The sequence below is a fragment of the Spinactinospora alkalitolerans genome, from assembly GCF_013408795.1.
Taxonomy (GTDB): domain Bacteria; phylum Actinomycetota; class Actinomycetes; order Streptosporangiales; family Streptosporangiaceae; genus Spinactinospora; species Spinactinospora alkalitolerans.
In genome coordinates, this window is the sequence record NZ_JACCCC010000001.1 from 5090312 (window position 1) to 5114006 (window position 23695).

Here is a 23695-nt window from a genome sequence, read left to right on the forward strand (position 1 = left end):
GGCGCCGGCGCACGTGCCCGTGGCACGGTGCGCCGGCGCCGCCGGCGGCTGACGCTACCTGCGCTTGCCGAAGCGCTTCTCGAAGCGGGCGACCCGGCCGCCGGTGTCCAGGATCTTCTGCTTGCCGGTGTAGAACGGGTGGCAGGCGGAGCAGAGGTCGGCGCGGATGACGCCGCTGGTGGCGGTGCTTCGGGTGGTGAAGTTGTTGCCGCAGGCGCAGGTCACCTGGGTGACAACGTAGTCAGGGTGAATGTCGGCTTGCACGTGGATCTCCTCGCTAGGGGCGGTCGCCGGACGCACGCGGTCGTGAACGGGTCGTTCCTCGACGCGGACATGCGCGAACCGGTACCGCGGCGGTCGATATACCAGTTTGCCAGACCTTCAAACCGCAATCGTCCAGCGACTATTCCCACCCGTCCCGCCGGGGGTGCCCGGAGCCCGGGGAGTGCGATCTAGATGTGTTGTTCGGAGAGGTCGGTGGGAGTCGGGAGGCTGTGGCCGCGGTCCTCCGTGCACCACCGCATGACCTGGGAGGCCGCCGTCAGCGCGCCGGCGCCTGACAACAGCCTCATCAGGTCACCACGGGCCCGGCCAAGACCTGGAAACAATTCCCGAAACAACACACCTAGGACCCGCCCTTGTCCTGTTCGGGGCCGGTGACCGGCTCGCTCGGGTGGTCGCCGGGCCGCGGATCGGCTCCGGAGGCGGTCTCGGCCGGGCACAGCGCCGTCTCGATGATGTCCCAGGCCGGAGGGTCGGGATCCTCGGTGTAGCGCGCCTGGAACATGGTGAAGTGCCGGTCCTCGCTGTGCACGGTCCAGTTGCGGTAGCCGGGGATGTTGCCCGAGTGCATCCACACATCGACCCCGCAGGACAGCACGTGCTGCTTGGGGCCGAGCCCGAAGCCGATGCCCTGGTCGTCGGTGGCCTGGACGGTCAGCATCTCCTCCAGCATCGGGGCGTCCAGCACCTCGCCGCCCAGCAGCGCGCCGTAGAACCGGTTGATGTCGGTGACCGTGGAGACGACCTGCGCGGTGCCGTACCAGCGCGTGGGGTTGAACTCGGTGATCTCGGTCGGCTCGGGATCGGCGCCCGGCCACGGCCGCACCGCCAGGTAGGCGTGCATCGCCGGTTCGGGCATGGCGGAGTCGCCGGGGAGGGAGGTGCCGGCCAGTCCCAGCGGCTCGATGATCCGCTCGGTGACCTCCTCGGTGTAGGGACGGCCGGTGATCTTCTCGATCACCATCGCCACCAGCACGTAGTTGGTGTTGGAGTAGGCGACGTCGGTGCCGGGGGCGAACACCGGGTCGTGCTCGCCGGCGATCTCGACGAGCTCCTCAGGGCGCCACGTCCGGTGGGGGTCGTCGAGCACGCTGGGCATCGCCCGGTTGTAGCTGAACAGGCCGCTGGTGTGGCTCATCAGCATGCGCAGCGTGACCTCGTCCCCGCCGGCCACCAGGCCGGGCAGGTGCCGCTCCACCGTGTCGTCGAGGCCGGCCCTGCCCTCACCGACGAGTTGCAGCAGGACGGCGGCGACGAACGGCTTGGACAGGCTGGCGATCCGGAAGTGCGCGCGGGGGTCGACCGGCGCGCCGGTGGCGCGCTCGGCCACCCCGGCGACCCCGTTCCAGGAGTCGGAGCCCGAAGGGTTGGTCACCACCAGTTCCGCGACCGCTCCACTGGAGCCGGCCGTGACGACGTCGTTCAGCGCCTGCTGCAGGCTGATGCGCTCTTGGGCGGACAGCCGCGGCGCGGGCGGGCCCGCGTCGTCCTGCGACGCCGCCTCCGCGGGCGCTTCGCCGGCGCGGTCGCCGGACACCAGGTCCGGCACCGCCTGAGCGAGGAAGGTCGCGCCCGCCGCCACCGCCGCCACCCCGGCGTAGGCGGCCCATCGTCTCGTCCTCATCGGAGGAAATCTCACCACGGCTCCGGGGTCTCGGCGACCAACGCACCGGGGTCACCGTGCGGCGGCGGCTCCCCTGCGCATCCGCACGAAGGCGCCGGCGAGCACCGCGATGAGGAGAAGGAGCAGTACAGTGCCCAGATTGACACCGATCCCGTAGCTGAACAGGTACGCCAGCGACCCGGCCATGACCAGGTAGTAGGTGAGCGGAATCACGGTTTGGCGGATGAGGTCGCCTTCGCGGCCAACCAGCCCGACGACCGCCGAGGCGGCCACGACGTTGTGGACGGTGATCATGTTGCCCGCGGCGCCCCCGACGGCCTGCGCGGCCACGACGGTCTCCGGCGCCACCCCGATCTGGGCGCCGGTGGAGAACTGGAACAGCGAGAACATCAGGTTGGACACGGTGTTGCTGCCCGCCACGAACGCGCCGAGCGCACCGATCCACGGCGCGAACACCGGCCACGTGCCGCCGGCGACGGTGGCGGCCCCCTCGGCCAGGGTCAGCGGCATGCTCGCCATGTCGGTGCCGCCGAACTCCGCGCCGCTGTTGATGAAGACCCGCACCAGGGGGACGGCGAACAGCAGGGCGACGGCGGCTCCGGCGATCTGGCCGCCGGCCATCTTCCAGGAGGCGGCGATCTGCCGCCCGCTCATCCGGTGCAGCGCGTAGGTGATGAGGCAGACGAGGATGAACACGCCGCCGGGCGAGTACAGCGGCTGCACCGCCTCGCCGATCGAGGTGCCGAAGAGCTCCGTGGCGCCCACCTCCACCGAGGCGAGCGTCTCCGTCAGCGGCGGGATCATCCTGGTCGCCACCAGGATCGCGGCGACCAGCAGGTAGGGCGACCACGCCCGCAGCAGGCCGATGCGGCGGTCCTCGGCCACGTCGACGTCGCCGTCGCCGGGCTGGAGCCGGCCGCTCCAGCGGTCCAGCCAGTTCTCGCGCGGCGGGAAGTCCCACGGGGTCTTGGGCATCAGGAATCCGCGCCGGGCCGCGGCCACCACGATGAGCAGGCCGGTCAGGCCGCCCAGCAGCGAGGTGAACTCCACGCCGAGGAAGGCGTTGAACAGTACCGAGGGAATGGTCAGGGCGAGGCCGGAGAACAGCGCGAACGGCCAGATCGCCAGACCGTCGGCGAACCTGCGGCGCTCGCCGTAGAAGCCGCACAGCATGCAGCACAGGAACACCGGGATCAGCGTCCCGGTGATGGCGTGCAGGACCGCCGTCTGCAGGCCGATCCCCGACACGTACTCCGGGACCGTGATCCCCAGTTCCGCGGCCCTGGCCGCGACGGCGGGGGAGTCGCCGAGCCCGCCGTCCACGCCGACCAGGATGGGCGTGCCGACCGCCCCGAAGCTGACGGGCGTGCTCTGGATGATCAGTCCGACCAGTACGGCGGCCATGGCCGGGAAGCCCAGTGCCAGCAGCAGCGGGGCGACGACGGCGGCGGGGGTGCCGAAGCCTGAGGCGCCCTCGATGAAGCTGCCGAACAGCCAGCCGATGATGACCGCCTGGACCCGGCGGTCGGGGCTGATGCCGGTGAAGGTGGCCCGGATGGTCTGGATGGCGCCGCTCTTGGTGAGCGTGGCCAGCAGCAGCAGCGCGCCGAAGATGATGTAGAGCAGGCCGACGGCCAGGATCAGGCCCTGCACGGTGGAGGCGGCGACGGCGGTCCACTCCACCTGCCAGCCCCAGACGGCCACGGCCACCACGACGAGGTAACCGATGGGCATGGCGTACTTCGCCGGCCATCTCAGGCCCACGAGCAGTACTCCCACGGTCAGGATCGGAGCCAGGGCCAGCAGGCTGAGCACGGCGAGGTTGTCCAATGCGCTGCACTCCCGGGGTAAGGGGTGACCGGATGGCAGGACGATAAGCCCGGTTCTGCGGAGAAGTAAAGACCCAAATGTGATTCAAGGCACAGACCACCCGAAACGCGGATTCGGGACTCCGACCGCAATGACCGATGGTTCCGGCTTTCACCACCTTTGCCGCCCCGGATGTCGACATCACCGCGCGTTACCTGCGAGTCACCGCTATGTTGTTCTCTGCAAGGCCGCGAACACGCCGTGGGGTCCGACGACTCTCGTCATACACGTTTATGATGGACCTATGGCGATCAAGCGGCTCACCATCAGTCTTCCGGAGGAACTCATGGAAAGAGTCAAGGAGGCGGCCGGCGACGAGCCGGTCTCCAACTGGGTGGCCGAACTGCTGGAGCGCCGCCTGGACGAGCAGCGAGGCGATCGGCTCTGGATGGAGATGATCGCGGAGTCCAAGGCGAACCGCTCTCCAGAGGTGGAGGCCGAGCTGGACGGCTTCTTCGCTGAGGTGGACGAGTTGGAGCGGCGGCTCGACTCCGAGAACTCCCAGGCGGATGCCGCATGATCGGATACATTCTCGATGCCGGAGCACTCATCGCCCTGGAACGACGCAAGGACTTCGTTCTCGGCGTGCTCGACCGGGCGCGGGAGCGCGACGAACCGCTGTTGATTTCGGCTGCGGTCCTGGGCCAGGTGTGGCGGGACACTCCGGAACAGGCTCCGGTCAACTCACTGCTGAAGCTCCGGACCACCGAGGTGCTGCCCCTCGACTGGAAGATGGGACGGCGGATCGGGCGGGCACTGAGGTTGAGCGGAACCTCCGATGTCGTCGACGCCCATGTCAGCCTGCTCGCCCGGGACACCCGGTGGCCGGTCCTCACCTCCGACCCCGGTGATCTCCGCAAGCTCTACCCGGAGATGGTGATCCGAGAGGTCTGAAGCCCTCCCCGAAAGCCGAAGCGGCCCTCCCCACCAATACTGGGGAGGGCCGCTTCTTGATCCTAACCCGGATCAGTGCTCGTTCGGGCCCACTGTGGTCTTCTGGACCTGGAGCAGGAACTCGGCGTTGCTCTTGGTGTCCTTCATCTTCTCCAAGAGCAGCTCCAGCGCCTGCTGGGTGTCGAGGGCGTGCAGCACCCGGCGGAGCTTCCAGATGATGTTGAGCTCCTCGCTCGACATCAGGATCTCCTCCTTGCGGGTGCTGGAGGCGTCGACGTCGACCGCGGGGAAGATCCGCTTGTCGGCCAGGCCCCGGTTGAGCTTGAGCTCCATGTTGCCGGTGCCCTTGAACTCCTCGAAGATCACCTCGTCCATGCGCGAGCCGGTCTCGACCAGCGCGGTGGCCAGGATGGTCAGGGAGCCGCCGTTCTCGATGTTGCGGGCGGCGCCGAAGAAGCGCTTGGGCGGGTACAGCGCGGTGGAGTCGACACCACCGGACAGGATGCGCCCGCTCGCCGGGGCGGCGAGGTTGTAGGCGCGGCCCAGCCGGGTGATGGAGTCGAGCAGCACCACGACGTCCAGACCCATCTCGACCAGCCGCTTCGCGCGCTCGATGGCGAGCTCGGCGACGGTCGTGTGGTCCTCCGCCGGACGGTCGAAGGTCGAGTTGATGACCTCGCCCTTGACCGTGCGCTGCATGTCGGTGACCTCTTCGGGCCGCTCGTCGACGAGGACGACCATGAGGTGGCACTCGGGGTTGTTCTCGGTGATCGCGTTGGCGATCGACTGCAGCACCATCGTCTTGCCGGCCTTGGGCGGCGAGACGATCAGGCCGCGCTGCCCCTTGCCGATGGGCGAGATGAGGTCGATGATGCGGGTCGTCAGGATGTTGGGCTCGGACTCCAGCCGCAGCCGCTCCTGCGGGTAGAGCGGAACCAGCTTGGAGAACTCCGAGCGGTTGCGCGCCTGGTCGGGCGCCATGCCGTTGATGGTGTCCAGGCGCACCAGCGCGTTGAACTTCTCGCGGCGCTCGCCCTCACGCGGCTGGCGGACCGCACCGGTGATGGCGTCGCCCTTGCGGAGTCCGTTCTTGCGCACCTGGGCCAGGGAGACGTAGACGTCGTTGGCGCCGGGCAGGTAGCCGGTGGTGCGCACGAAGGCGTAGTTGTCGAGGATGTCCAGGATGCCCGCGACCGGCAGCAGGACGTCGTCCTCGCTGATCACCGGCTCGGTGTCCTGGCGGTCGCGGCCACCGCGGCGGTCGCGGCGGTCCCTGCGGCGACCGCGGCGACGGCCGCCGCCGCCGAAGTCGTCGTCGTTGTCGCCCCGGTTGTCGCCGCGGCCGCCGCCCTGCTGGTTGCCGCTCTGCGACTGCTGGTCGGAGCCGCCGCCGTCATCACGGTTGGCGCGGCGGTCGTCGCGGTTGCGCCGGTTGCGCTGGCGCTCGCGGCCGCCCTGGCCACCCTGTGACTGCTGGTCGGAGCCGTTGGTCTGGGAGGTGTTGGATGTCTTGGTCACGCTGCTCGCGGAGGTAGAGGAATCGGTGCCGTCGGCCGGCGCCTGCTGGTCGCCGGTCTCGTCCCCACGCCTGCGGGACGACCGACGGCTGCGTGCGGGCTTGTCCGGGCGCTCGGCCGTGTCCGCGGTGCTCTCCTTGGCGACCGCGGAAGTCTCGGCCGGTGCCGGGGTCTCGCCGCTCTCGCCCTCCTTGGCGGAGGACTTCTTGGAACGGCGCCCCGAGGGCGCACCGTCGGTGGCGTCGACCTTACCGCCTGCGCCCGCGTTCTCGGTGTTCTTCGCCGATTTCGCGGCCTGCGGCGCATCGACGGGGCCGCCCTGCTTGGCTTCGATGGCTGCGATGATGTCGCTCTTGCGCATGCGCCCCGTGCCCGTGATACCGAGACCGGACGCCAGGCGCTGGAGCTCGGTGAGCTTCAGCGCGGACAGCCCGGTGCCGCCGGAGCGGCTCCGCGACCGCGTTGGCGCGCTCTTGCCGGCCGGGGGCGTGGCGTCGCCGGCTTCCCCACTGGACGCGGGCGTGTTCTGCGTGCTGACCGCCGCGTCCGGGTGGAGTTCGGTGGTGTCGCTCACTAAGGGTCCTTCCCAAGGAGCGGGCTGGGGCCGTCATCTTCCTGATCGGCCAGCCCGGTGGTGCGAACCGGCAGGGGCCGGGTTGGGCTTGCCCCACGTGGATGTCGGAACCGTCGAGAAACGGTCCCTACCCAATCGCGGCGGGCTCTGGGTACAGCCAGACATTGGGGCGATGGGCTCGATAGTGCCGCCCGCGGACCGTCATGTCGTTCCTGCGCGAGGAAAACGAAACCTCGGTGGAGTGGGCAGAGCCACGGACGCGCCGCGAACTCGACACAGTGGCAACCGTGCACAGCGCTCGCGTGGAAGGGACCACTTGCGCGGAAGGCGCGGAAGACACTGTGGCGGATGAGCACACGTCCCGCAATGGGGCATCTGGTGCTTCACCTAGCCTAACATCACCGGAGCCCACAGCTATTCCTCGACACAAGTCTATGAACGGGGAGAACTGATACGCACCCCTGCCGGATCGATTCTTAAGGGGCGTATGTGCCATCCCGTACCCGCTCGCTCTCGAATTGAATCAGCCGGACCCGCACTGTTTTGCCGAAGGCCTCCCCGCGGCCCCGGTTCCCCGGCCGGTTCGGGCCCGTCGGCGCCGTGGTCGAGGACCAGGACGGTCGGGCCGGCCCCGGACACGACCGCGGGCAGGCCGTCGCGGTCGCGCAGCGTGCGGATCAGTTCGGCGCTGGCCGGCATGGCCGGGCCGCGGTAGGGCTCGTGCAGCCGGTCCTCGGTGGCCGCCATGAGCAGTTCGGGATGGCCGGAAACGGCCGCGACCAGCAACGCGGAGCGGCCGGCCGAAAACGCGGCGTCGCCGTGCGGCACCGACTCCGGCAGCAGTCCGCGCGCGCGTTCCGTCGACAGCCGCTCCTCCGGAACGCACACGATCGGGCGGATGCGCGGCGAAGGGGCCAGCGGCAGCGCCCGCCAGCCCTCCGCGCCGCGCCAGGCGATGGTGAACCCGCCGTGGACGCAGGGGGCGACGTTGTCGGGGTGGCCCTCGATGTCGGCGGCGATCCGGAAGACGCGGTCGCGGTCGAGCCCGCCGGTCGCCGGATCACCGCCGCCCAGCAGCGCGGTGGCCGCGGCGACGCCCGCGACGATCGCCGAGGCCGAGGAGCCCAGGCCGCGCCCGTGCGGAATCCGGTTGCGGCAGTGCAGGTCCAGGCCCGGCAGCCGCTCCCCCGCCGCCTCGAAGGTCGTGCGCATGGCGCTGACCACGAGGTGGGAGGCATCGCGCGGCAGTTCGTCGGCGCCCTCGCCGTCGATGCTCACCACCACCCGGTCGTCGTCGCGGACACCGACGTCGATCTCGTCGTGCAGCTCCAGGGCCAGGCCCAGGGCATCGAAGCCCGGACCGAGGTTCGCACTGGTCGCGGGGGTGGCGACGTGCACCGCGGTGCGGCGCGGCTCAGACATGCTTCGGCTCCGGTGGGGGACGGGTGGTGCGGTCAGGCCAGGCCCAGGGCGGTGGCCGCGGCATGGGCGTCGACGGGGACCGTGGTGGCCGAGGACGCGCCGGCCAGGGCCCAGTCGGGGTCCTTCAGGCCGTTCCCGGTCACCGTGCAGACCACGCGGCTGCCGCGCTCGATCTGCCCGGCGCGCGCGGCCTGCATCAGGCCGGCGACGCCCGCCGCGGAGGCCAGCTCCACGAAGACGCCCTCCTCGGCGGCGAGCATCCGGTAGGCCGCCAGGATCTGCCGGTCGGTGACGGCGTCGATGCGGCCGTCCGACTCGTCCCTGGCCTGCTGCGCGTACTGCCAGGAGGCCGGATTGCCGATGCGGATCGCGGTGGCGATGGTGCGCGGCTGCGTCACCGGCTCGCCGCTGACGATCGGCGCGGCGCCGCTGGCCTGGAAGCCGAACATCCGCGGGGTGCGCGCGGCGACGCCGTCGGCGGCGTACTCCTTGTAGCCCATCCAGTAGGCGGTGATGTTGCCGGCGTTGCCGACGGGCAGGCAGTGGACGTCGGGCGCGTCGCCCAGGGCGTCGACGACCTCGAACGCCGCCGTCTTCTGGCCCTGCAGGCGGTAGGGGTTGACCGAGTTGACCAGCGCCACCGGGTAGTCCACGGACAGCTTGCGGGCCAGCTCCAGGCAGTCGTCGAAGTTGCCGTCGACCTGGAGGAGCTTGGCGCCGTGCACGAGGGCCTGGGCGAGCTTGCCCATGGCGATCTTGCCCTGCGGGACCAGGACCGCGCACGTCATGCCGGCGCGGACGGCGTAGGCCGCGGCGCTGGCGCTGGTGTTGCCGGTGGAGGCGCAGATGACGGCCTTGGCGCCGTCCTCGGCGGCCTTCGTGATGGCCATGGTCATGCCGCGGTCCTTGAAGGACCCGGTGGGGTTGAGCCCTTCGACCTTGAGGAACACCTCGCAGCCGGTCAGCTCCGACACCCGCGTGGCGGGTACCAGCGGCGTCCCGCCCTCGGACAGGGTGACGACCGGGGTGTTCGCCGTGACGGGAAGGCGGTCGCGATACTCCTCGACGACCCCTCGCCACGCCCGTGCCATGCTCACGACAGGCCCTTTCGAATGGGTGATGAACGCAAAGACTGCGGTCAGGAGGCGACGCGGACCGCCACGGCCGGCGTGCCCGGCGATGGCGAACGGCTGACGGGCCGACTCCGCGCGGCCTCGTGATCTCCCACGAGTCTAGAGCTTCACGGGACCGGCCAGGAATCCGGCGGGCGCCTATCTCAGCAGGTGGGACGCTGACCGCCGCGCCGGGGGACTCAGCCCTCGCCGAACGTCTCCACCCGCATGACGCTGGCGACCGACCGGACCATGTCGAGGGCGCGCAGCTCCTCGACCGTCCTGGACAGCGCGGCGTCGGGCGCCTGGTGGCTGACCAGGACGAGCTGGGCGTCGTCGCCGAAGCCCTCCTGGCGCACGTTCTTGATCGAGACGCCGTTGCCCGCGAACACGTCGGCGACGCGGGCGAGCACGCCCGGGCGGTCGGCGACGTCGAGCGCGACGTGGTAGCTGGTGACGGTCTCGCCCATGGGGTGCACGGACAGCCCGCTGTCCTCGCCGCCCTCGGTGATGGCGGTGTTGGCGAGCCTGTTCCTGGCGACGGCCACCAGGTCGCCGAGCACCGCGCTCGCCGTGGGCGCGCCGCCGGCGCCGGCGCCGTAGAACATCAGCCGGCCGGCGGACTCCGCCTCGACGAAGACCGCGTTGTAGGCCTCGTTCACGTTGGCCAGCGGGTGCTCGCGCGGCAGCATCACCGGGTGCACCCGCACGCCCACGGAGGCGCCGTCGGCCGAGCGCTGGCAGATGGCCAGCAGTTTGACGACGCAGCCCATCGCCTTGGCGCTGGCGATGTCGCCGGCCGACACCTCGGTGATGCCCTCGCGGTGCACGTCGGCCGCCGTGACGGAGGTGTGGAAGGCCAGGCGGGCCAGGATCGCGGCCTTCGCGGCGGCGTCGAAGCCCTCGACGTCGGCCGTCGGGTCGGCCTCGGCGTAGCCCAGCGACTGCGCCTCCTCCAGCGACTCGGCGAAGCCCGCGCCGATGCCGTCCATCCGGTCGAGGACGTAGTTGGTGGTGCCGTTGACGATGCCGAGCACGCGGTGCACGCGGTCGCCGGCCAGCGAGTCGCGCAGCGGGCGCAGCAGCGGGATGGCGCCGGCGACGCTGGCCTCGTAGTAGACGTCGACGCCGGCGTCGCGCGCCGCCGCGTGGATGACCTCGCCGTCCTCGGCGAGCAGCGCCTTGTTCGCCGTGACGACGGACTTGCCGGCCTTGATCGCGGCCAGGATGAGCGAGCGCGCGGGCTCGATGCCGCCGATGACCTCGACCACCAGGTCGATGTCGTCCCGGGTCACCAGCCCCATGGCGTCGGTGGTGAACAGCTCGGGATCCAGTCCCGTGCCGCGGGCGCGCCCGAGCCGGCGCACCGCGATGCCCCCGATCTCCAGGGACGTTCCGACGCGGGCCGCGAGTTCGGGCGACTGCTCGTTGACCAGCCGCACCACTTCAGAGCCCACAACGCCGCAGCCCAGCAGCGCCACCTTCAGTGCCATAAGGGGGTGACTCCCGCTTCTTCGCTCATGACTTGGAATCGATCCGTCGCCGGCCCCGCTGCCGGCCGGCCAGGGTCAGCCTACGTCCAGACGGAGCAGGTCCTCTTCGGTCTCCCTGCGGACCAGTGTGCGGGCCCCGCCCTCGCGCACCGCCACGACGGCGGGGCGGGGCAGGTGGTTGTAGTTGCTGGCCATGGAGTGGCAGTAGGCTCCGGTCGCCGCGACCGCGACGAGGTCGCCGGGGCGCAGGTCGCTCGGCAGGTAGAGGTCGCGCACGATCATGTCGCCGCTCTCGCAGTGCTTGCCGACCAGGCGCGAGAGCATCGGCTCGGCGCCGCTGTCGCGCGAGGCCAGCGCGCAAGTGTACTCGGAGCCGTAGAGGGCGGTGCGGATGTTGTCGCTCATGCCGCCGTCGACGCTGACGTAGGTGCGGATGCCCTCGACGTCCTTGACGGTGCCCACCTCGTAGACGGTGACGCCGCACGGACCGGCGATGGCGCGGCCGGGCTCCACCCCGATGCGCGGCATCGGCAGACCGTGCGCCTCGCACTCGCGGGCGACGATGCCGAGCAGGCTCTCGGCGATGGTCTTGGGCTCCAGCGGGCGGTCGCCGGGGAGGTAGGCGATGCCCAGGCCCCCGCCGAGGTTGAGTTCGGGCAGCAGGATCCCGTGCTCGCCGTGGATCGCGGTGAGGAACTCGGTGAGGCGGCGCGCGGCGACCTCGAAGCCCGCGGTGTCGAAGATCTGCGAACCGATGTGGGAGTGCAGGCCGACCAGGTTGACGTGCTCGGAGGCGACGAGGCGGCGGATCCCCTCGGCTGCGGCGCCGGTGCTCAGCGCCAGGCCGAACTTCTGGTCGTCGTGGGCGGTCGCGACGAACTCGTGGGTGTGCGCCTCGACGCCGGTGGTGACGCGGATCAGCACGTCGGGGACCCGGCCGCGCTCGGCGGCCAGCCGCTCCAGGCGGTCGATCTCGTCGAAGGAGTCGACGATGACGCGGCCGACGCCGACCTCGACCGCGCTCGCGAGCTCGGCCTCGGACTTGTTGTTGCCGTGCATGCCGATGCGCTCGGCCGGGAACCCCGCGGCCAGCGCGACGGCGAGCTCGCCCCCGCTGCACACGTCGAGCTTGAGGCCCTCCTCCCGCACCCAGCGGGCGACGGCCTTGGTCAGCAGCGCCTTGCCCGCGTAGTAGACGTCGGCGTCGGCGTCGCTGAACGCCAGCCGGTAGTCGCGGGCGCGGGCGCGGAAGTCGTCCTCGTCCAGGACGAACAGCGGCGTCCCGTACTCCCGGGCCAGCTCGGTGACGCCGACGCCGCCGATGGCGAGCTCGCCGTCGACGCGCCTGGCCGTGCGCGGCCACACCCGGGGGTCGAGCTCGATGAGGTCGATGGGCGGGCTCGGCGGGTGCTCCTCGGGGAGCACGTCGGCGTGGCGCGGGCCGGCGGGATGGGCGTAACGGCTCATGGGCGTGGACTCTCGGCTGATCGGAGTGGTCGTTCGTCGGTGCGGGCGCCGCGGGCCGGCGCGTCTACAGCCTTGTGGGCGCGGACACGCCGAGCAGGGACAGTCCCGTTCTCAGGACACCGGCCACGGCTGCGCAGGTGTCGAGCCGCGCGGCGGTGATCTCCCCGCGCCCGCCATCGGCCGTGGCCCGGCCGGTGCTCTCCCCCGTGATGGCGTCGCAGGATTCCCGCCATTCATGGTATGCAGCCGAGAGCCCTTCCAGGTATCGCACCAGGATATGGGGTTCGCTACGTCGGGCCGCAGCGGCCAGCGCGCCCGGCCCGTCGAAGAGCGCGCCGATCAGCGCCGCGGCGGGCGGCGCGTCGAGGTCGGCCACCGCCGCGGCGCAGTACCCGCGCCCGGCGGGCGTGCGCGCCAGCCCGAGGTCGCGCGCCCAGCGGAAGGCCGTGACGTGGGCGTGGGCGTGGGCGTAGCGGACGGCGAAGGCCGGGTTGGCGTCGGTGTGGCGGGCCCAGTTCCCCGGCTCGTCCGGTGCGGGCAGCGCGGGCAGGCCGGGACCGGTCACCTCGCCGGGGCGCGGCCGTTCCGGCTGCGAGCGGCAGAACGCGACGCGGGCGCTCGCCTCGCCGATGGCGCGCAGCAGTCGGGCGGCCTCGGTGCCGCCCGGCGCGGAGCCGAGGCAGGGGTCGCGCCAGTCCGCGTCGGCCGCCGGGGGGTCGCCGCCGCGTGCGGGACGCGGGCTCGGCGGCGGGAGCGCGGCCCCGCCCGGTCCCGCGGCGAGTGCGATGCGGCGCCGGGCGTCGGCGCGCGCCCATGCGCGGGCGCGCTCGGCCGTTCCGGCCTCGTGCAGGGCGGAGAGCGCCCACGGGTCGGCGGCGTCGGAGTCGCGGCCGGAGGCGCCCCAGCAGGTCCGGCCGGACAGGTAGGCGCCGCCCTCGGCGGCCGCGCGCACCACGCGGACCCGGGCCGCGGGCGCGAGGGTGAGGTTGACGAAGCCGGGCCGCTCGGCGACGGCGTCCACGACCTGTGGGCGGGACCGCAGTTCGGCGGCGAGGTCGGCGGCGAGGTCGGGCGCCGCGCGCCCTTCGCGGCCGGCGATGCGCATCGGCAGCGCCGTGGCGTAGTCGCCCGGCCGACCGGGCGGGACCCGGCGCGGCTCGGCCGGGGGCAGGTCGCCGGGGTCGCCGCCCACGACGGCGGCGCACGCGAGGCGCAGCAGGGCGTCCAGCCGCCACGGCGTGGCGCCGTCCCCGCTCAACGGGTCGCCGGCCACCGCCGCTACCCGGCCCGCTCGCGCCCGGGGCCCGCGAGGTCGCGGACGATCCGGATCAGCTCGGCGGGGTCGAACGGCTTGGTGAGGTAGGCGTCCACCCCGATGTCCGCGCCGCGCCGCAGGTCGTCCTCTTGCGCGCGCGCCGTGATCAGCACGACCCTGACCCCGCTGGTGCCCTCGTCCTCCCGAAGCCTCAACGCGGTGACCCATCCGTCCAGGCGCGGCATCATCACGTCCAGGGTGATGACGTCGGGCCCGACAGCGCCCACCTGGTCCAGGCAGTCCTGCCCGTCGACCGCCGTGTGGACCTCGAACCCCTCAAGCTGCAGATTGACGGCGATGAGCTGCCGAATCACCTCATCATCGTCGACGACCAGTACCCGTCCCAGCGCTTCAGCCACGGCCGCGAGACTAGCGCGCGCACCTCCCGCGCCGCTGGCATATGCCCAACGTGAGACCTATCGCCCCCTTGCCGTGAATTGCTCAACCCACACCCGCACCCCTGCTAGAGTTGGTTCCGCAACGAGCCCCCTTAGCTCAGGGGATAGAGCAACGGCCTCCGGAGCCGTGTGCGCAGGTTCGAATCCTGCAGGGGGCACCACGGAGATGGGAACACTGTTCAGTGTTCCCATTGCTTTTTCCTCATTCCTTTCCGACCGGTCAAGCACCCGATCCGCCGCCCGCCGGAGTTCCGGCACCGTCTCAGCGGCCAGGGTCACCCGGATCGTCGCCGTGTTGGCGGGTTTGTCGTAGAGGCGGTAGCCGGCCGGGGAGCGCTGGGCCGGGAGCAGGCCGCGCTCCTCGTAGTAGCGCAGGGTCGAGGGCGGAACGCCGGAGCGTTCGGCCAGTTCAGAGACGCGCATCAATGCCATGCGCCCACGGTTGACCTTCGAGTCGACTTGAAGGTCAACCGTGATCCATGCCCCATATCGGTCACCCCAGAACGAGGATGCCGACGGTGGCCAGGGTCGCGATGCTGATGGCGAGGATGAGGACCAGCGCGATCTTGCCGGTGCGCTCTTCTCCGGGGGTGGGGTCATGGTCGTTGGGCGTGCAGCAGCCGCTCATCGGGGTCCCTTCTTGGTGCCGTGGTCGGTGAGGCGGCCGATCCCGGGCAGGAAGCGGCCGGTGCGTGCGGCGTAGTCGAGGTAGGCCGCGCCGTGGATGCGCCGCAGGTAGGGTTCTTCGACCGCCCGGACCTGCAATTCAGCGCCGATGAGGACGGCGGCTGCGCCGAGCACGGCGATGGGGTTGGGGACCGCGAGGGCCAGGCCCAGCGACATCGCGGTGTAGGCGACATAGATGGGGTTGCGGACGATGCGGAAGGGGCCGTCGGTTACCAGCCGCGGGCGTTCGGTCTCGTCGGGGGTGGTCCGCCACGCCTGGCCCATGGCGAGCTGGGTGGCGAAGGTCCCCGCCACGCCCAAGGCCGCCAAGGCCGCGCCGGCGGTGCGCAGGGCGGGCTGGTCGAGGCCGGGCAGCGGCGTGAGGCCGACCAGCTCCGCGATGGGGGCGGCAACACCGGTGCACAGGCTGCCCAGGGCGAGCGGGAGTCGGGCGGCCCAGGCCAGCGGACTGGCCGGGCGTCGGATCCCCGTGTCGGCACCGTGCCGTCGTTGGAGCTGTGTCTTGGCGGCCGTCAGGACGACGAAGACGCCGTAGAGCACCAGCGCGGTGATGGCCATCGCGTTCACCTGCTGTCCTGGGTGCGGGTGGCGACGCCGAGGAGGTAGTCGGCGCCGACGCGGGTGCGCCAGTTCTCGCCGATGTGCAGGCCGTGCCGGGGCAGCTCGGCGAGGAACTCGCCCGCGCTGAACCGGTCGGCGGTGGGGTGGTCGAACAGGGCCTTGTAGGTGGGGCGCGCCAGGGCGGTGGCGGTGACCTCGTCGAAGAAGAATCGGCCGCCCGGTTTGAGGACGCGGGCGACCTCGGCCAGGGCGTCGCGCCAATTCGGGATGTGGTGGATGATCGCGAAGTCGAACACCGCGTCGTAGGAGGCGTCCTTCCCGCCACCGACGGGGCTGAAGGCGGCGGCCAGATCGGCGGCCGATCCCCGGGCCAGGTAGACGCGCTCCCCGTGGTGTTCCAGACGTCGTCGGGCCTTGACCAGCATGGTCGGATCCAGGTCCACGGCGTCCACGGACACGGCGCCGAAGGTATCGAGGATGAGCCTGGTGCCGTAGCCGGGCCCACAGCCCAGCTCGGCGACCCGGGCGCCGGGAGTGCATCCGCCCAGCTTGATGAGCAGGTTGGCCTCGTAGTGCTGGAGCAGGCGCCTGGGGGGTGAGTCGATCAGCGCCGACTCGATCTTGTTCATGAGCATACCCGCGCCTTCCATCATCGCCATACTAGGATATAATCGCCTTATGACGATGAATAGCACGGATGGATGTCCATCCACAACGAGCGCGGGTCTGGGCGCGGCCGAGGCGCTGTTCCACAGCCTCTCCGACTCCACCCGGCTGGCCATCGTGCGCCGCCTGGCCTCGGGGGAGGCGCGGGTGGCCGACCTGGTGGCCCAGCTGGGGCTGGCCCAGTCCACGGTCTCCAAGCACGTGGCGTGCCTGCGCGACTGCGGCCTGGTCGACGGTCGTCCCGAGGGGCGCCAGGTGTTCTACTCCCTGACCCGGCCCGAACTGCTGGACCTGCTGGCCTCGGCCGAGGTCGTGCTGGCCGCGACCGGGAACGCGGTCGCGCTGTGCCCCAACTATGGAACCGACAGCGAGAACGTGGAGGTGCGCGGTGAGTGACGCGTGCGGCTGCGGTGGCGACGAGCCCCGCACCACCCAAGAGGCCGAAGAGCACGAGCCGGAGACGCTGTGGCAGGTGAGCGAGACCCGCTTCGCCGCCGTCGCTGCGGCGCTGCTGCTGGCCGGTTACGGTGCGGGCTGGGTCGGCGCCGGCGACCTGGTGGGGCTGGTTCTCAAGGCCGCGGCGCTGGTGGTCGCCGCCTGGACGTTCGTTCCTGGCACCGTGCGCCGCCTGGCCAAGGGCAAGATCGGCGTGGGCACGCTGATGACCATCGCCGCCGTCGGCGCCGTGCTGCTGGGCGAGGTGGGCGAGGCCGCGATGCTGGCGGTGCTCTACACCATCGCCGAAGGGCTGGAGGAGTACTCCGTGGCCCGCACCCGGCGCGGCCTGCGCGCCCTGTTGGACCTGGTCCCCGACCAGGCCAGGGTGCTGCGCGACGGAACCGAGCAGAGCATCGATCCGGCCGAACTGGTCGTGGGCGACACGCTGGTGGTGCGCCCCGGGGAGCGCCTGGCCACCGACGGGGTCATCGCCTCCGGGCACACCAGCCTGGACACCTCCGCCATCACCGGCGAGTCCGTCCCCGTCGAGGCAGGACCCGGGAACGAGGTGTTCGCCGGATCCATCAACGGCACCGGCGCCCTGGAGGTCACCGTTACCTCCACCGCGGCCGACAACTCCCTGGCCCGCATCGTGTCCATCGTGGAGGCCGAGCAGTCCCGCAAGGGCGCCGGGCAACGCCTGGCCGACCGTGTCGCCAGGCCGTTGGTGCCCGGGGTGATGGTCGCCGCGGCGCTCATCGCCGTTCTGGGAGCCCTGTTCGGTGATCCGCTGACCTGGATCGAACGCGCCCTGGTCGTGCTGGTGGCCGCCTCACCGTGCGCGCTGGCCATCTCCGTGCCCGTCACCGTGGTCGCCGCGATCGGCGCCGCCTCCAAGCACGGCACCCTGGTCAAGGGCGGAGCCGCCCTGGAGGCCATGGGCCGGGTCCGCACCGTCGCTTTGGACAAGACCGGCACCCTGACCCGCAACCACCCGGCCGCCATCGAAACCGTCCCCGCACCCGGCCACACCGCCGAGCAGGTGCTCGCGGTGGCCGCCGCCCTGGAGGAGCGCAGCGAACACCCCCTGGCCCGCGCCATCCTGGACGCCGCCCCCGCACCCCAGCGCGCTGACGGCGTGGAGGCAGTCACCGGCGCCGGGCTCACCGGCACGTTGCACGGCCGCAGCGTGCGGCTGGGCCGCCCGGGCTGGATCGAGGCCGGGCCTCTGGCGGGGGACGTGGAGCGGATGCAGCACGCCGGGGCCACCGCCGTCCTGGTCGAAGACGGCGGCGCGCTGCTGGGCGCCATCGCGGTCCGCGACGAGCTGCGCCCCGAAGCGGGCGAAGTCGTCACGTCCCTGCGCAGTGCGGGCTACCGGATCGTGATGCTCACCGGGGACAACCGCGCCACCGCCACTGCCCTGGCCGCCCAGGCGGGCATCGACGCGGGCGACGTGCACGCCGACCTGCGCCCCGAAGAAAAGTCCCGCATCGTCGGCCAGCTCCGCGAGCACGGGCCCGTGGCGATGGTGGGTGATGGGGTCAACGACGCCCCGGCGCTGGCCACCGCCGACCTGGGGATCGCGATGGGGGCGATGGGCACCGACGTGGCGATCGAGACCGCTGACGTCGCTTTGATGGGTGAGGACCTGCGCCACCTGCCCCGCGTGTTGGGCCATGCCCGCCGCTCCCGGGCCATCATGTGGCAGAGCGTGGGACTGTCGCTGGCCATCATCATCGGCCTGATGCCCCTGGCGCTGTTCGGGGTCCTCGGGCTGGCCGCGGTGGTGCTGGTGCACGAGGTGGCCGAGGTCGTGGTCATCGGCAACGGCATCCGCGCCGGACGCACCCGCAAGCTGGCTCTGGCCCCCGGTGGCCCCGCCACCGCCGCACCGCGCGAGCGCATGGAGGCGGGGGCGTGAGGCCGACGACACCGGCCGCGCTCGGCGCGCTCTCCCGTTGGGGCGTGCTGGCCGCCGCAGCCGCGCTCACCGCCGCCGATCTGGCCCTGAAGGCCCTGGCCGAACACCAGTTGACCGGCGGGCCCGGACCGCAACTCCTGGGTGTGCTGGAGTTGCGCCCGGCCTACAACCCCGGTGTCGCCTTCAGCCTGGGCGCGGCCCTGCCCGCCTGAGTCATCGTGGCCGTCACCGGGCTCATCACCGCCGCCGTGGCCGCCTACGCCTGGCGCACCGCCCCCACCACCCCCGTCGTGGGCCGTATCGGCCTGGCCGGGGTGCTGGGCGGTGCGCTGGCCAACCTCATCGACCGCGGCCTCGACGGCGTGGCCACCGACTACCTGCACACCGGCTGGTGGCCCACCTTCAACCTCGCCGATGCCTTCATCGTCGGCGGCGCGGTGCTACTCGTGCTCACCGCCGCCCGCCATCCCGCACCGGCGCCCGGCAAGGACCCTGCCCCGTGGACCTGACCACCATCGCCCAGGCCGCCGGCCTGTTCACTGTCACCAACATCGACGACATCGTGGTGCTCGCGCTGTTCTTCGCCCAAGGCGCCGGACACCGCGGCTCCACCGCCCGGATCGTGGCCGGGCAGTACCTGGGCTTCACCGCGATCCTGGCCGCCGCGCTGGCCGCCGCATTCGGCGCGACCTTCCTGCCCGAGCAGGTACGCGCCTACTTCGGACTACTGCCACTGCTGCTGGGCCTGCGCGCCGCCTGGAAACTGTGGCGCGGCGACGACGACGATGACGCCCCAGACAGCAACGGCGGCCCGGCCCTGCTCACCGTCGCCACCGTCACCTTCGCCAACGGCGGCGACAACATCGGCGTCTACGTCCCCGTCTTCGTCACCGAGCGAAGGACGAGGAATACCGCACCTTCGAATAAGTGCACTGCCCCAGTCGGGTGTGCGCGTCCTCACCTCCGGGGCTCCGCACGGCCGTCGCCGCCCTCGTCATCGCCGCGCTGGCCGCCTACACCGGCTGGGAATCCTGGCACGAGGCAGGCGCCGTCGAGTAGCACGGGCCCGGCTCCGCCGGGGTCTGGTCTCACCGTGCCGCGCAGATGCGTCACCGTGGCCCTGAGGCCGATCACGGACGAATCGGCGCACTCGTTCCCGCACGTCACAGCCATTGGCGAGAAAACCGGGGGTATGGCCGCGGCCATGCGATGACCTGGGTATTGTTCGACTCGTGGCCGAGGTGACCAGTGCGCGACGACAGCGGATCCCCATGCGGGTCCTGCTGCTCTCGCTGCTGGTGTTCGCCCATTTCCTCTGCTCGGTCTGCCACGCCGCCGTCGCCATCGCCGATTCCCCGGCTGATGCCGGCGCGGTTCCGGCGGCTGTCCAAACAGCAGAGGCGACGGCCGGCGGCGTGGCGCTGCACAGTTCAGACGAATCAGACGAAGACGGCCGATCCGTCTGCGCCACCGAAGGCGATGTCAGTATCGATCAGCGTCTCACCGCGGCGAAGATGCTCATGCTGCTGGGCCTTGGCGCGGTTCTCGTCGCAGCGCTGTGGCTGGCACCGCCGCGGCCGGGCCCATGGCTCGTCCGCCGTCTCCTCGCCGCGACGCGCAGCGGGCCGCCCCTCCTCCTCTCTCTGTGCATCCAGCGGGTGTAGGCCGAATCCCCTCCCGTGGGCGTCGGCGCTGACGCGCGCGCCCGCATTCGGTCTTCTCCCTGTTCCCAGGCCCGATCACCGTCTTTTCTCCGCGCGCCGAGTGGCTGCCTGCCGTGGTGTCGAGAGGCGCGGATACGGACTTTTCGCGGCCGGCCCGCTCAACCTGGATGTGACATGACCCGAAATCTCGCCATCACCCTTGTCCTGCTCATCGGTGCCGTGGTCTCCCTCGGCATCTTCGCCTACAGCGTCGACCGCGGCGCGGCCGCCCCGGAAGGCGCCTCCAACGCCGCTGCCCCGCCGTCTGCTCCCGCACCGGAGGAGTTGCTGGTGCGCGAGAGCAGCCACTACCTGTCCCGCGCCGAGAACTCGGAGGTGACGGTGGTGGAGTTCCTCGACTTCGAATGCGAGGCCTGCCGAGCCCAGTTCCCCGTCATGGAGAAGCTGCGCGCCGACTACGAGGGTCGGATCAACTTCGTCATCCGCTACTTCCCGCTGCCCGGCCACACCAACTCCGAGACCGCCGCCACCGCCGTGGAGGCCGCGGCCGAGCAGGGCGCGCTGGAAGAGATGTACGTCAAGATGTATGAGACCCAGGCCGAGTGGGGCGAATCCCAGGAGTCCAAGGCCGAGGTGTTCGTCGGCTTCGCCGAGGAACTCGGCCTCGACATCGAGCGGTTCCGCGCCACCATGGAGGACCCCGCCACCCTGGAGCGGGTGCGCGCCGACTTCGACGACGGCGTCGAGCTGGGCATCCAGGGCACCCCGACCATCTTCGTCAACGGCCGCCAGACCGAATCGATGCCCAGCTACGAGGCGCTGTCGTCGATGATCGACACGGAGCTGGGGGCGTGACCACCGCAGCCCCGGTCCAGGAGGCGCCCGGCACAGCGCCGGGCGCCGGGACCGGTGTCATCAGCCGCGCCCTGCCCTGGCTGCTGGCCATCGGCGGCGCCATCGGGTTCATCGCCGCCGCAGCACTGCTGGTCGAGAAGATCCGCGTCCTGGGCGACCCCGACCACGTGCCCTCGTGCAGCATCAACCCGGTGCTGTCCTGCGGCACCGTGATGGACACCCCGCAGGCCGCGGCCTTCGGGATCCCCAACCCGCTGATCGGCGTCGCCGGCTTCGCCATCGTGATCACCATCGGCATGGCGCTGCTCGCCGGGGCGCGCTTCGACCGCTGGTTCTGGCTCGGGCTGCAGGCCGGCACCGTCTTCGGGGTCGGCTTCGTGCACTGGCTGATCTTCCAGAGCCTGTACCGGATCAGCGCGCTGTGCCCCTACTGCATGGTCGTGTGGGCGGTGACCATCCCGATCTTCTGGTACGTCACCCTGCACAACCTGCGCACCGGCCACGTCCCCCTACCGGCCGGCCTGCACCGGCCGGTCGATGCGCTCGCCCGCAACCACACCGTGGTGCTCACCGTGTGGGCCCTGGTGATCGTCGCGGCCATCGCCCAGGCGTTCTGGACCTATTGGATGACGCTGCTGTAAGTAGCGGCCACTCCGGGCACCGCCTACGCCCCGCACGCACGCCGATCGCCACCGGCTGACCGGCGGCGGGATAGATCGGCATGCGCGAGCGCTGCGCGGATTGAGGGACACCGGCGGTGCGCGTCAGCCGCCCGATCGCCAAGGTGGGCGCGCACCCGGCGTTCACCCTGTCGCTGTTCATCTTCAGCCTCTACGGCATCTACTTCACTCCGACCTTCGACGCCCTCATGAGCAGCGTGTGGGGGCATTACCTCATGCTGATGCACTTCCTCATCACCGGGATCATCTTCTTCGGGCCGGTGCTGATGGTGGATCCGTGGCCCGGGACGAAGAACCACCTGCTGCGGATCATGCTCATGATGGCCGGACTGCCCTTCCACGCCTTCTTCGCGATCGCGGTGATGATGGCCCCGTCCCCCATCGTGGAGTTCTTCGCCTCCCCACCCCCTTCGTGGAACGTGGACGTCATCGACGATCAGCTCTGGGCGGGCGGCCTCACCTGGGTGTTCGGCGACGTCCCCACCATCGTGGTGATGATCGCGCTCGCCGTGCTGTGGATGCGCTCCGATGACCGGCTCGCCCGCCGCACCGACCGCCAGGCCGAACGCGATGGCGACGCCGAACTCAACGCCTACAACGCCTACCTGCAGCGACTGGCCGACCGCGAGACCGCGACGCAGGGAGTCGGCGGCCGTTCCGCCTCGCTCGCCGGGGAGCGCTGACGGTCAGCCGAAGTAGACGGCCACGGCGGCGAAGACCACGAAGCCGACGGTGAGGTAGAAGCTGTCCAGGCGGCTCTGCTCGGCCTCGTGGGCTTCGGGGATCATCTCCTCGATCACCACGCTGAGCAGCGCGCCTCCGGTGAAGGCCAGCACCGACAGGGTCACCACCTCCGGTGCGCCGCGCAGCGCGAGATAGCCCAGTGCCGCGCCGAGCAGGATCGGCACCGCGAAGCCGACGCCCGCCAGCACCCGCCACCTCAATGCCACACCGGCGCGGCGAAACGCCGCCTGGGCCGCGAACCCCTCAGGCAGGTCGGCGGGCGCCTGCCCCACGGCCAGCAGCAGCCCCAGGCCGGGGTTGATGGTGCTTCCGGTGCCGATCATGACCCCGTGCTGAACAGATCCAGCGCGACACCGAAATAGATGCCCAGAGAACCGCCGCCTCCGCGGCTCGGGGAACGGGCCTGCAAGAAGCCGGACAAGGCGTCCACCCCGAGGAACAGCCCTCCGCCGACGATGAACGCGACCAGCGGAACCCAGGCGGGATCGGCCTCCAGGGCACGGGGCATCAGCTCCAGGCCGATGACCGCGATGACGATGCCGACGGCCAGATGGAGTACGGCGCTGAAGACCCGCTCCGACAGCGAGACCACCTCGGCGACGAGCCCGCCCAGCATGTTGGCCGCCGCGGGTATGAGCGCCAGCAGCACAACGAGCAGCAAATCCTCCATGCGGGCCCCTCTGCCCTTCCCCTCCCCTCGCCGAACACCGGCGAGCAAAGGAGCAGAAGCCGACCGGTAGGCCGACTCAGCGCTGCGCCCGCCAATGGGATTCCGCCGTTGTTGAGCCGTGGACGGCCTTCCGCGGCAGCGCTCACAGGCGGAAATCCCGAGGTCGGCACCGGCCGCACCACGGATGGTCGACTACCATCCGTCACTGAATGGTGACACAGTTCACTCCATTTGTGACCGCAATGCCGACGCAACCATGTCGTTACTTTAAGTAGTCTCCGTTGCGTGCGCGTGGGAATGGCGACGATCGTGGAGCGGCAGGGGCCGTGGCCTCTGCTGCTGGCACTCGTTGTCGTCGCGCACGTGCTGTGCTCGGCCGGGCATGCGACCGATTCGGTGGAGGTGCCGTCGGTTTCTCCGATGGTCCACGCGGCGGCCGAGCAGTCGGGCACGGAGACCGCTTCCACCTCCGCGGCTCCTCACACGCACTCCGTGGGTGAGCACCACTCCCATGACAGCACGGCGGGTTCCACCGCCGATCAGCGCGGTTCCACCGCGAAGCTGTGGCTGCTGCTGTTCGACACGGGTATGGCATCCACCGCCGCGCTATGGTGCCCGCCGCCGCGCGGCCACCGCCGACGGCCGGGCGGCGGGCGACGGATCCGGCGGCGAAACGCCGCCCGGCTCCTGCTCTCACTCTGCATCTGGCGGGTCTAGAAAGACCTCCTTCTGTTCCGGCCCGGTCACGCAGGCCCGAACAGAACCGCATCCGTCCTTCACCGTCTTCGCGCCGCGGTCCCTGACCGGGCGCGGGCACGGCGGGCCGCAGCGCCTCGAGG

27 protein-coding genes, 1 tRNA gene and 1 pseudogene are annotated in these 23695 nt (G+C 71.2%); 13 read left to right on the top strand and 16 right to left on the bottom strand.

Features of this window, described 5'->3' with window-relative positions:
* Positions 1-54 precede the first annotated feature (54 nt).
* The 3 genes from rpmE to HDA32_RS22685 all read right to left on the bottom strand — a co-directional run bounded on the left by rpmE (position 55) and on the right by HDA32_RS22685 (position 3736).
* Positions 55-264: a 50S ribosomal protein L31 gene (rpmE, locus tag HDA32_RS22675; protein WP_179645127.1), complete on the bottom strand. Its 210-nt coding sequence runs from the start codon at positions 262-264 to the stop codon at positions 55-57.
* Between the two features lie 361 nt (positions 265-625).
* The gene (locus HDA32_RS22680) at positions 626-1906 is read right to left on the bottom strand and encodes a serine hydrolase domain-containing protein (protein ID WP_179645128.1); all 1281 of its coding nucleotides are present in this window, start codon (positions 1904-1906) and stop codon (positions 626-628) included.
* Between the two features lie 51 nt (positions 1907-1957).
* Entirely contained in the window at positions 1958-3736 is a 1779-nt protein-coding gene (locus tag HDA32_RS22685; RefSeq protein WP_179645129.1) for an L-lactate permease, read from the bottom strand.
* Positions 3737-4019: 283 nt separating this feature from the next.
* Here HDA32_RS22685 and HDA32_RS22690 point away from each other — a divergent pair, with 283 nt between their 5' ends.
* On the top strand, positions 4020-4295 hold the full coding sequence (locus tag HDA32_RS22690; protein ID WP_179645130.1) for a hypothetical protein: 276 nt from the start codon (positions 4020-4022) through the stop codon (positions 4293-4295).
* On the top strand, positions 4292-4669 hold the full coding sequence (locus tag HDA32_RS22695; protein ID WP_179645131.1) for a PIN domain-containing protein: 378 nt from the start codon (positions 4292-4294) through the stop codon (positions 4667-4669). Before HDA32_RS22690 ends, HDA32_RS22695 begins: the two co-directional genes overlap by 4 nt.
* Before the next feature lie 72 nt (positions 4670-4741).
* Here HDA32_RS22695 and rho read toward each other — a convergent pair whose 3' ends face one another.
* From rho to HDA32_RS22730, 7 genes are all read right to left on the bottom strand, one after another.
* Positions 4742-6760, bottom strand: coding sequence for a transcription termination factor Rho (rho, locus tag HDA32_RS22700; RefSeq protein WP_179645132.1), 2019 nt, complete (start codon positions 6758-6760; stop codon positions 4742-4744).
* A gap of 432 nt (positions 6761-7192) precedes the next feature.
* Positions 7193-8182 (bottom strand): homoserine kinase, encoded by a 990-nt coding sequence (thrB, locus tag HDA32_RS22705; protein ID WP_179645133.1) that lies wholly within the window; start codon positions 8180-8182, stop codon positions 7193-7195.
* A gap of 32 nt (positions 8183-8214) precedes the next feature.
* Positions 8215-9273, bottom strand: a complete 1059-nt coding sequence (thrC, locus tag HDA32_RS22710) for a threonine synthase (protein WP_179646882.1) — start codon at positions 9271-9273, stop codon at positions 8215-8217.
* A gap of 221 nt (positions 9274-9494) precedes the next feature.
* A complete protein-coding gene (locus HDA32_RS22715; protein WP_179645134.1) occupies positions 9495-10787 on the bottom strand; it encodes a homoserine dehydrogenase in 1293 nt (430 codons plus the stop codon).
* A 75-nt stretch (positions 10788-10862) separates the two neighbouring features.
* Positions 10863-12254: a diaminopimelate decarboxylase gene (lysA, locus tag HDA32_RS22720; RefSeq protein ID WP_179645135.1), complete on the bottom strand. Its 1392-nt coding sequence runs from the start codon at positions 12252-12254 to the stop codon at positions 10863-10865.
* A gap of 64 nt (positions 12255-12318) precedes the next feature.
* Positions 12319-13527 (bottom strand): DALR anticodon-binding domain-containing protein, encoded by a 1209-nt coding sequence (locus HDA32_RS22725; protein ID WP_312863286.1) that lies wholly within the window; start codon positions 13525-13527, stop codon positions 12319-12321.
* A gap of 5 nt (positions 13528-13532) precedes the next feature.
* Positions 13533-13928, bottom strand: coding sequence for a response regulator transcription factor (locus HDA32_RS22730; RefSeq protein WP_312863287.1), 396 nt, complete (start codon positions 13926-13928; stop codon positions 13533-13535).
* A 125-nt stretch (positions 13929-14053) separates the two neighbouring features.
* Between HDA32_RS22730 and HDA32_RS22735 the strand changes: the two genes are divergently transcribed.
* Positions 14054-14128, top strand: a tRNA-Arg gene (locus HDA32_RS22735).
* Positions 14129-14282: 154 nt separating this feature from the next.
* Here the strand turns inward: HDA32_RS22735 and HDA32_RS22740 are convergent.
* The 4 genes and pseudogenes from HDA32_RS22740 to HDA32_RS22750 form a co-directional block, all read right to left on the bottom strand.
* A pseudogene (locus HDA32_RS22740) lies at positions 14283-14399 on the bottom strand (MerR family DNA-binding transcriptional regulator); the annotation flags it as partial.
* A gap of 61 nt (positions 14400-14460) precedes the next feature.
* Positions 14461-14595, bottom strand: coding sequence for a hypothetical protein (locus tag HDA32_RS31535; RefSeq protein WP_281370405.1), 135 nt, complete (start codon positions 14593-14595; stop codon positions 14461-14463).
* Positions 14592-15212 (bottom strand): methyltransferase family protein, encoded by a 621-nt coding sequence (locus HDA32_RS22745; RefSeq protein ID WP_179646885.1) that lies wholly within the window; start codon positions 15210-15212, stop codon positions 14592-14594. The genes HDA32_RS31535 and HDA32_RS22745 overlap by 4 nt, the downstream gene beginning before the upstream one ends.
* Before the next feature lie 5 nt (positions 15213-15217).
* Positions 15218-15850 (bottom strand): class I SAM-dependent methyltransferase, encoded by a 633-nt coding sequence (locus HDA32_RS22750; RefSeq protein WP_179645136.1) that lies wholly within the window; start codon positions 15848-15850, stop codon positions 15218-15220.
* A 43-nt stretch (positions 15851-15893) separates the two neighbouring features.
* Here HDA32_RS22750 and HDA32_RS22755 point away from each other — a divergent pair, with 43 nt between their 5' ends.
* From HDA32_RS22755 to HDA32_RS22790, 9 genes are all read left to right on the top strand, one after another.
* The gene (locus HDA32_RS22755) at positions 15894-16277 is read left to right on the top strand and encodes an ArsR/SmtB family transcription factor (RefSeq protein ID WP_179645137.1); all 384 of its coding nucleotides are present in this window, start codon (positions 15894-15896) and stop codon (positions 16275-16277) included.
* Positions 16270-18243: a heavy metal translocating P-type ATPase gene (locus HDA32_RS22760; protein WP_179645138.1), complete on the top strand. Its 1974-nt coding sequence runs from the start codon at positions 16270-16272 to the stop codon at positions 18241-18243. The genes HDA32_RS22755 and HDA32_RS22760 overlap by 8 nt, the downstream gene beginning before the upstream one ends.
* The gene (locus HDA32_RS30960) at positions 18240-18455 is read left to right on the top strand and encodes a hypothetical protein (RefSeq protein ID WP_246334456.1); all 216 of its coding nucleotides are present in this window, start codon (positions 18240-18242) and stop codon (positions 18453-18455) included. Before HDA32_RS22760 ends, HDA32_RS30960 begins: the two co-directional genes overlap by 4 nt.
* Before the next feature lie 6 nt (positions 18456-18461).
* Entirely contained in the window at positions 18462-18752 is a 291-nt protein-coding gene (locus HDA32_RS30965; protein ID WP_312863288.1) for a signal peptidase II, read from the top strand.
* The gene (locus tag HDA32_RS30970) at positions 18743-19456 is read left to right on the top strand and encodes a cadmium resistance transporter (protein ID WP_312863289.1); all 714 of its coding nucleotides are present in this window, start codon (positions 18743-18745) and stop codon (positions 19454-19456) included. Before HDA32_RS30965 ends, HDA32_RS30970 begins: the two co-directional genes overlap by 10 nt.
* A 19-nt stretch (positions 19457-19475) precedes the next feature.
* Positions 19476-19907, top strand: coding sequence for a hypothetical protein (locus HDA32_RS22775; RefSeq protein ID WP_179645139.1), 432 nt, complete (start codon positions 19476-19478; stop codon positions 19905-19907).
* A 174-nt stretch (positions 19908-20081) separates the two neighbouring features.
* Positions 20082-20762, top strand: coding sequence for a DsbA family protein (locus HDA32_RS22780; RefSeq protein ID WP_179645140.1), 681 nt, complete (start codon positions 20082-20084; stop codon positions 20760-20762).
* The gene (locus tag HDA32_RS22785; protein ID WP_179645141.1) at positions 20759-21403 is read left to right on the top strand and encodes a vitamin K epoxide reductase family protein; all 645 of its coding nucleotides are present in this window, start codon (positions 20759-20761) and stop codon (positions 21401-21403) included. Before HDA32_RS22780 ends, HDA32_RS22785 begins: the two co-directional genes overlap by 4 nt.
* Positions 21404-21519: 116 nt before the next feature.
* Positions 21520-22125 (top strand): cytochrome c oxidase assembly protein, encoded by a 606-nt coding sequence (locus HDA32_RS22790; RefSeq protein ID WP_312863290.1) that lies wholly within the window; start codon positions 21520-21522, stop codon positions 22123-22125.
* A gap of 3 nt (positions 22126-22128) precedes the next feature.
* On the opposite strand, the gene HDA32_RS30305 is transcribed toward HDA32_RS22790, so the two are convergent.
* The gene (locus HDA32_RS30305) at positions 22129-22509 is read right to left on the bottom strand and encodes a ZIP family metal transporter (protein ID WP_218882558.1); all 381 of its coding nucleotides are present in this window, start codon (positions 22507-22509) and stop codon (positions 22129-22131) included.
* The gene (locus tag HDA32_RS30310; protein WP_218882559.1) at positions 22506-22856 is read right to left on the bottom strand and encodes a ZIP family metal transporter; all 351 of its coding nucleotides are present in this window, start codon (positions 22854-22856) and stop codon (positions 22506-22508) included. Before HDA32_RS30310 ends, HDA32_RS30305 begins: the two co-directional genes overlap by 4 nt.
* Positions 22857-23153: 297 nt before the next feature.
* On the opposite strand from HDA32_RS30310, the gene HDA32_RS22800 reads away from it, so the two are divergent.
* Positions 23154-23573, top strand: a complete 420-nt coding sequence (locus tag HDA32_RS22800; protein WP_179645142.1) for a hypothetical protein — start codon at positions 23154-23156, stop codon at positions 23571-23573.
* The last annotated feature ends 122 nt before the right edge of the window (positions 23574-23695 follow it).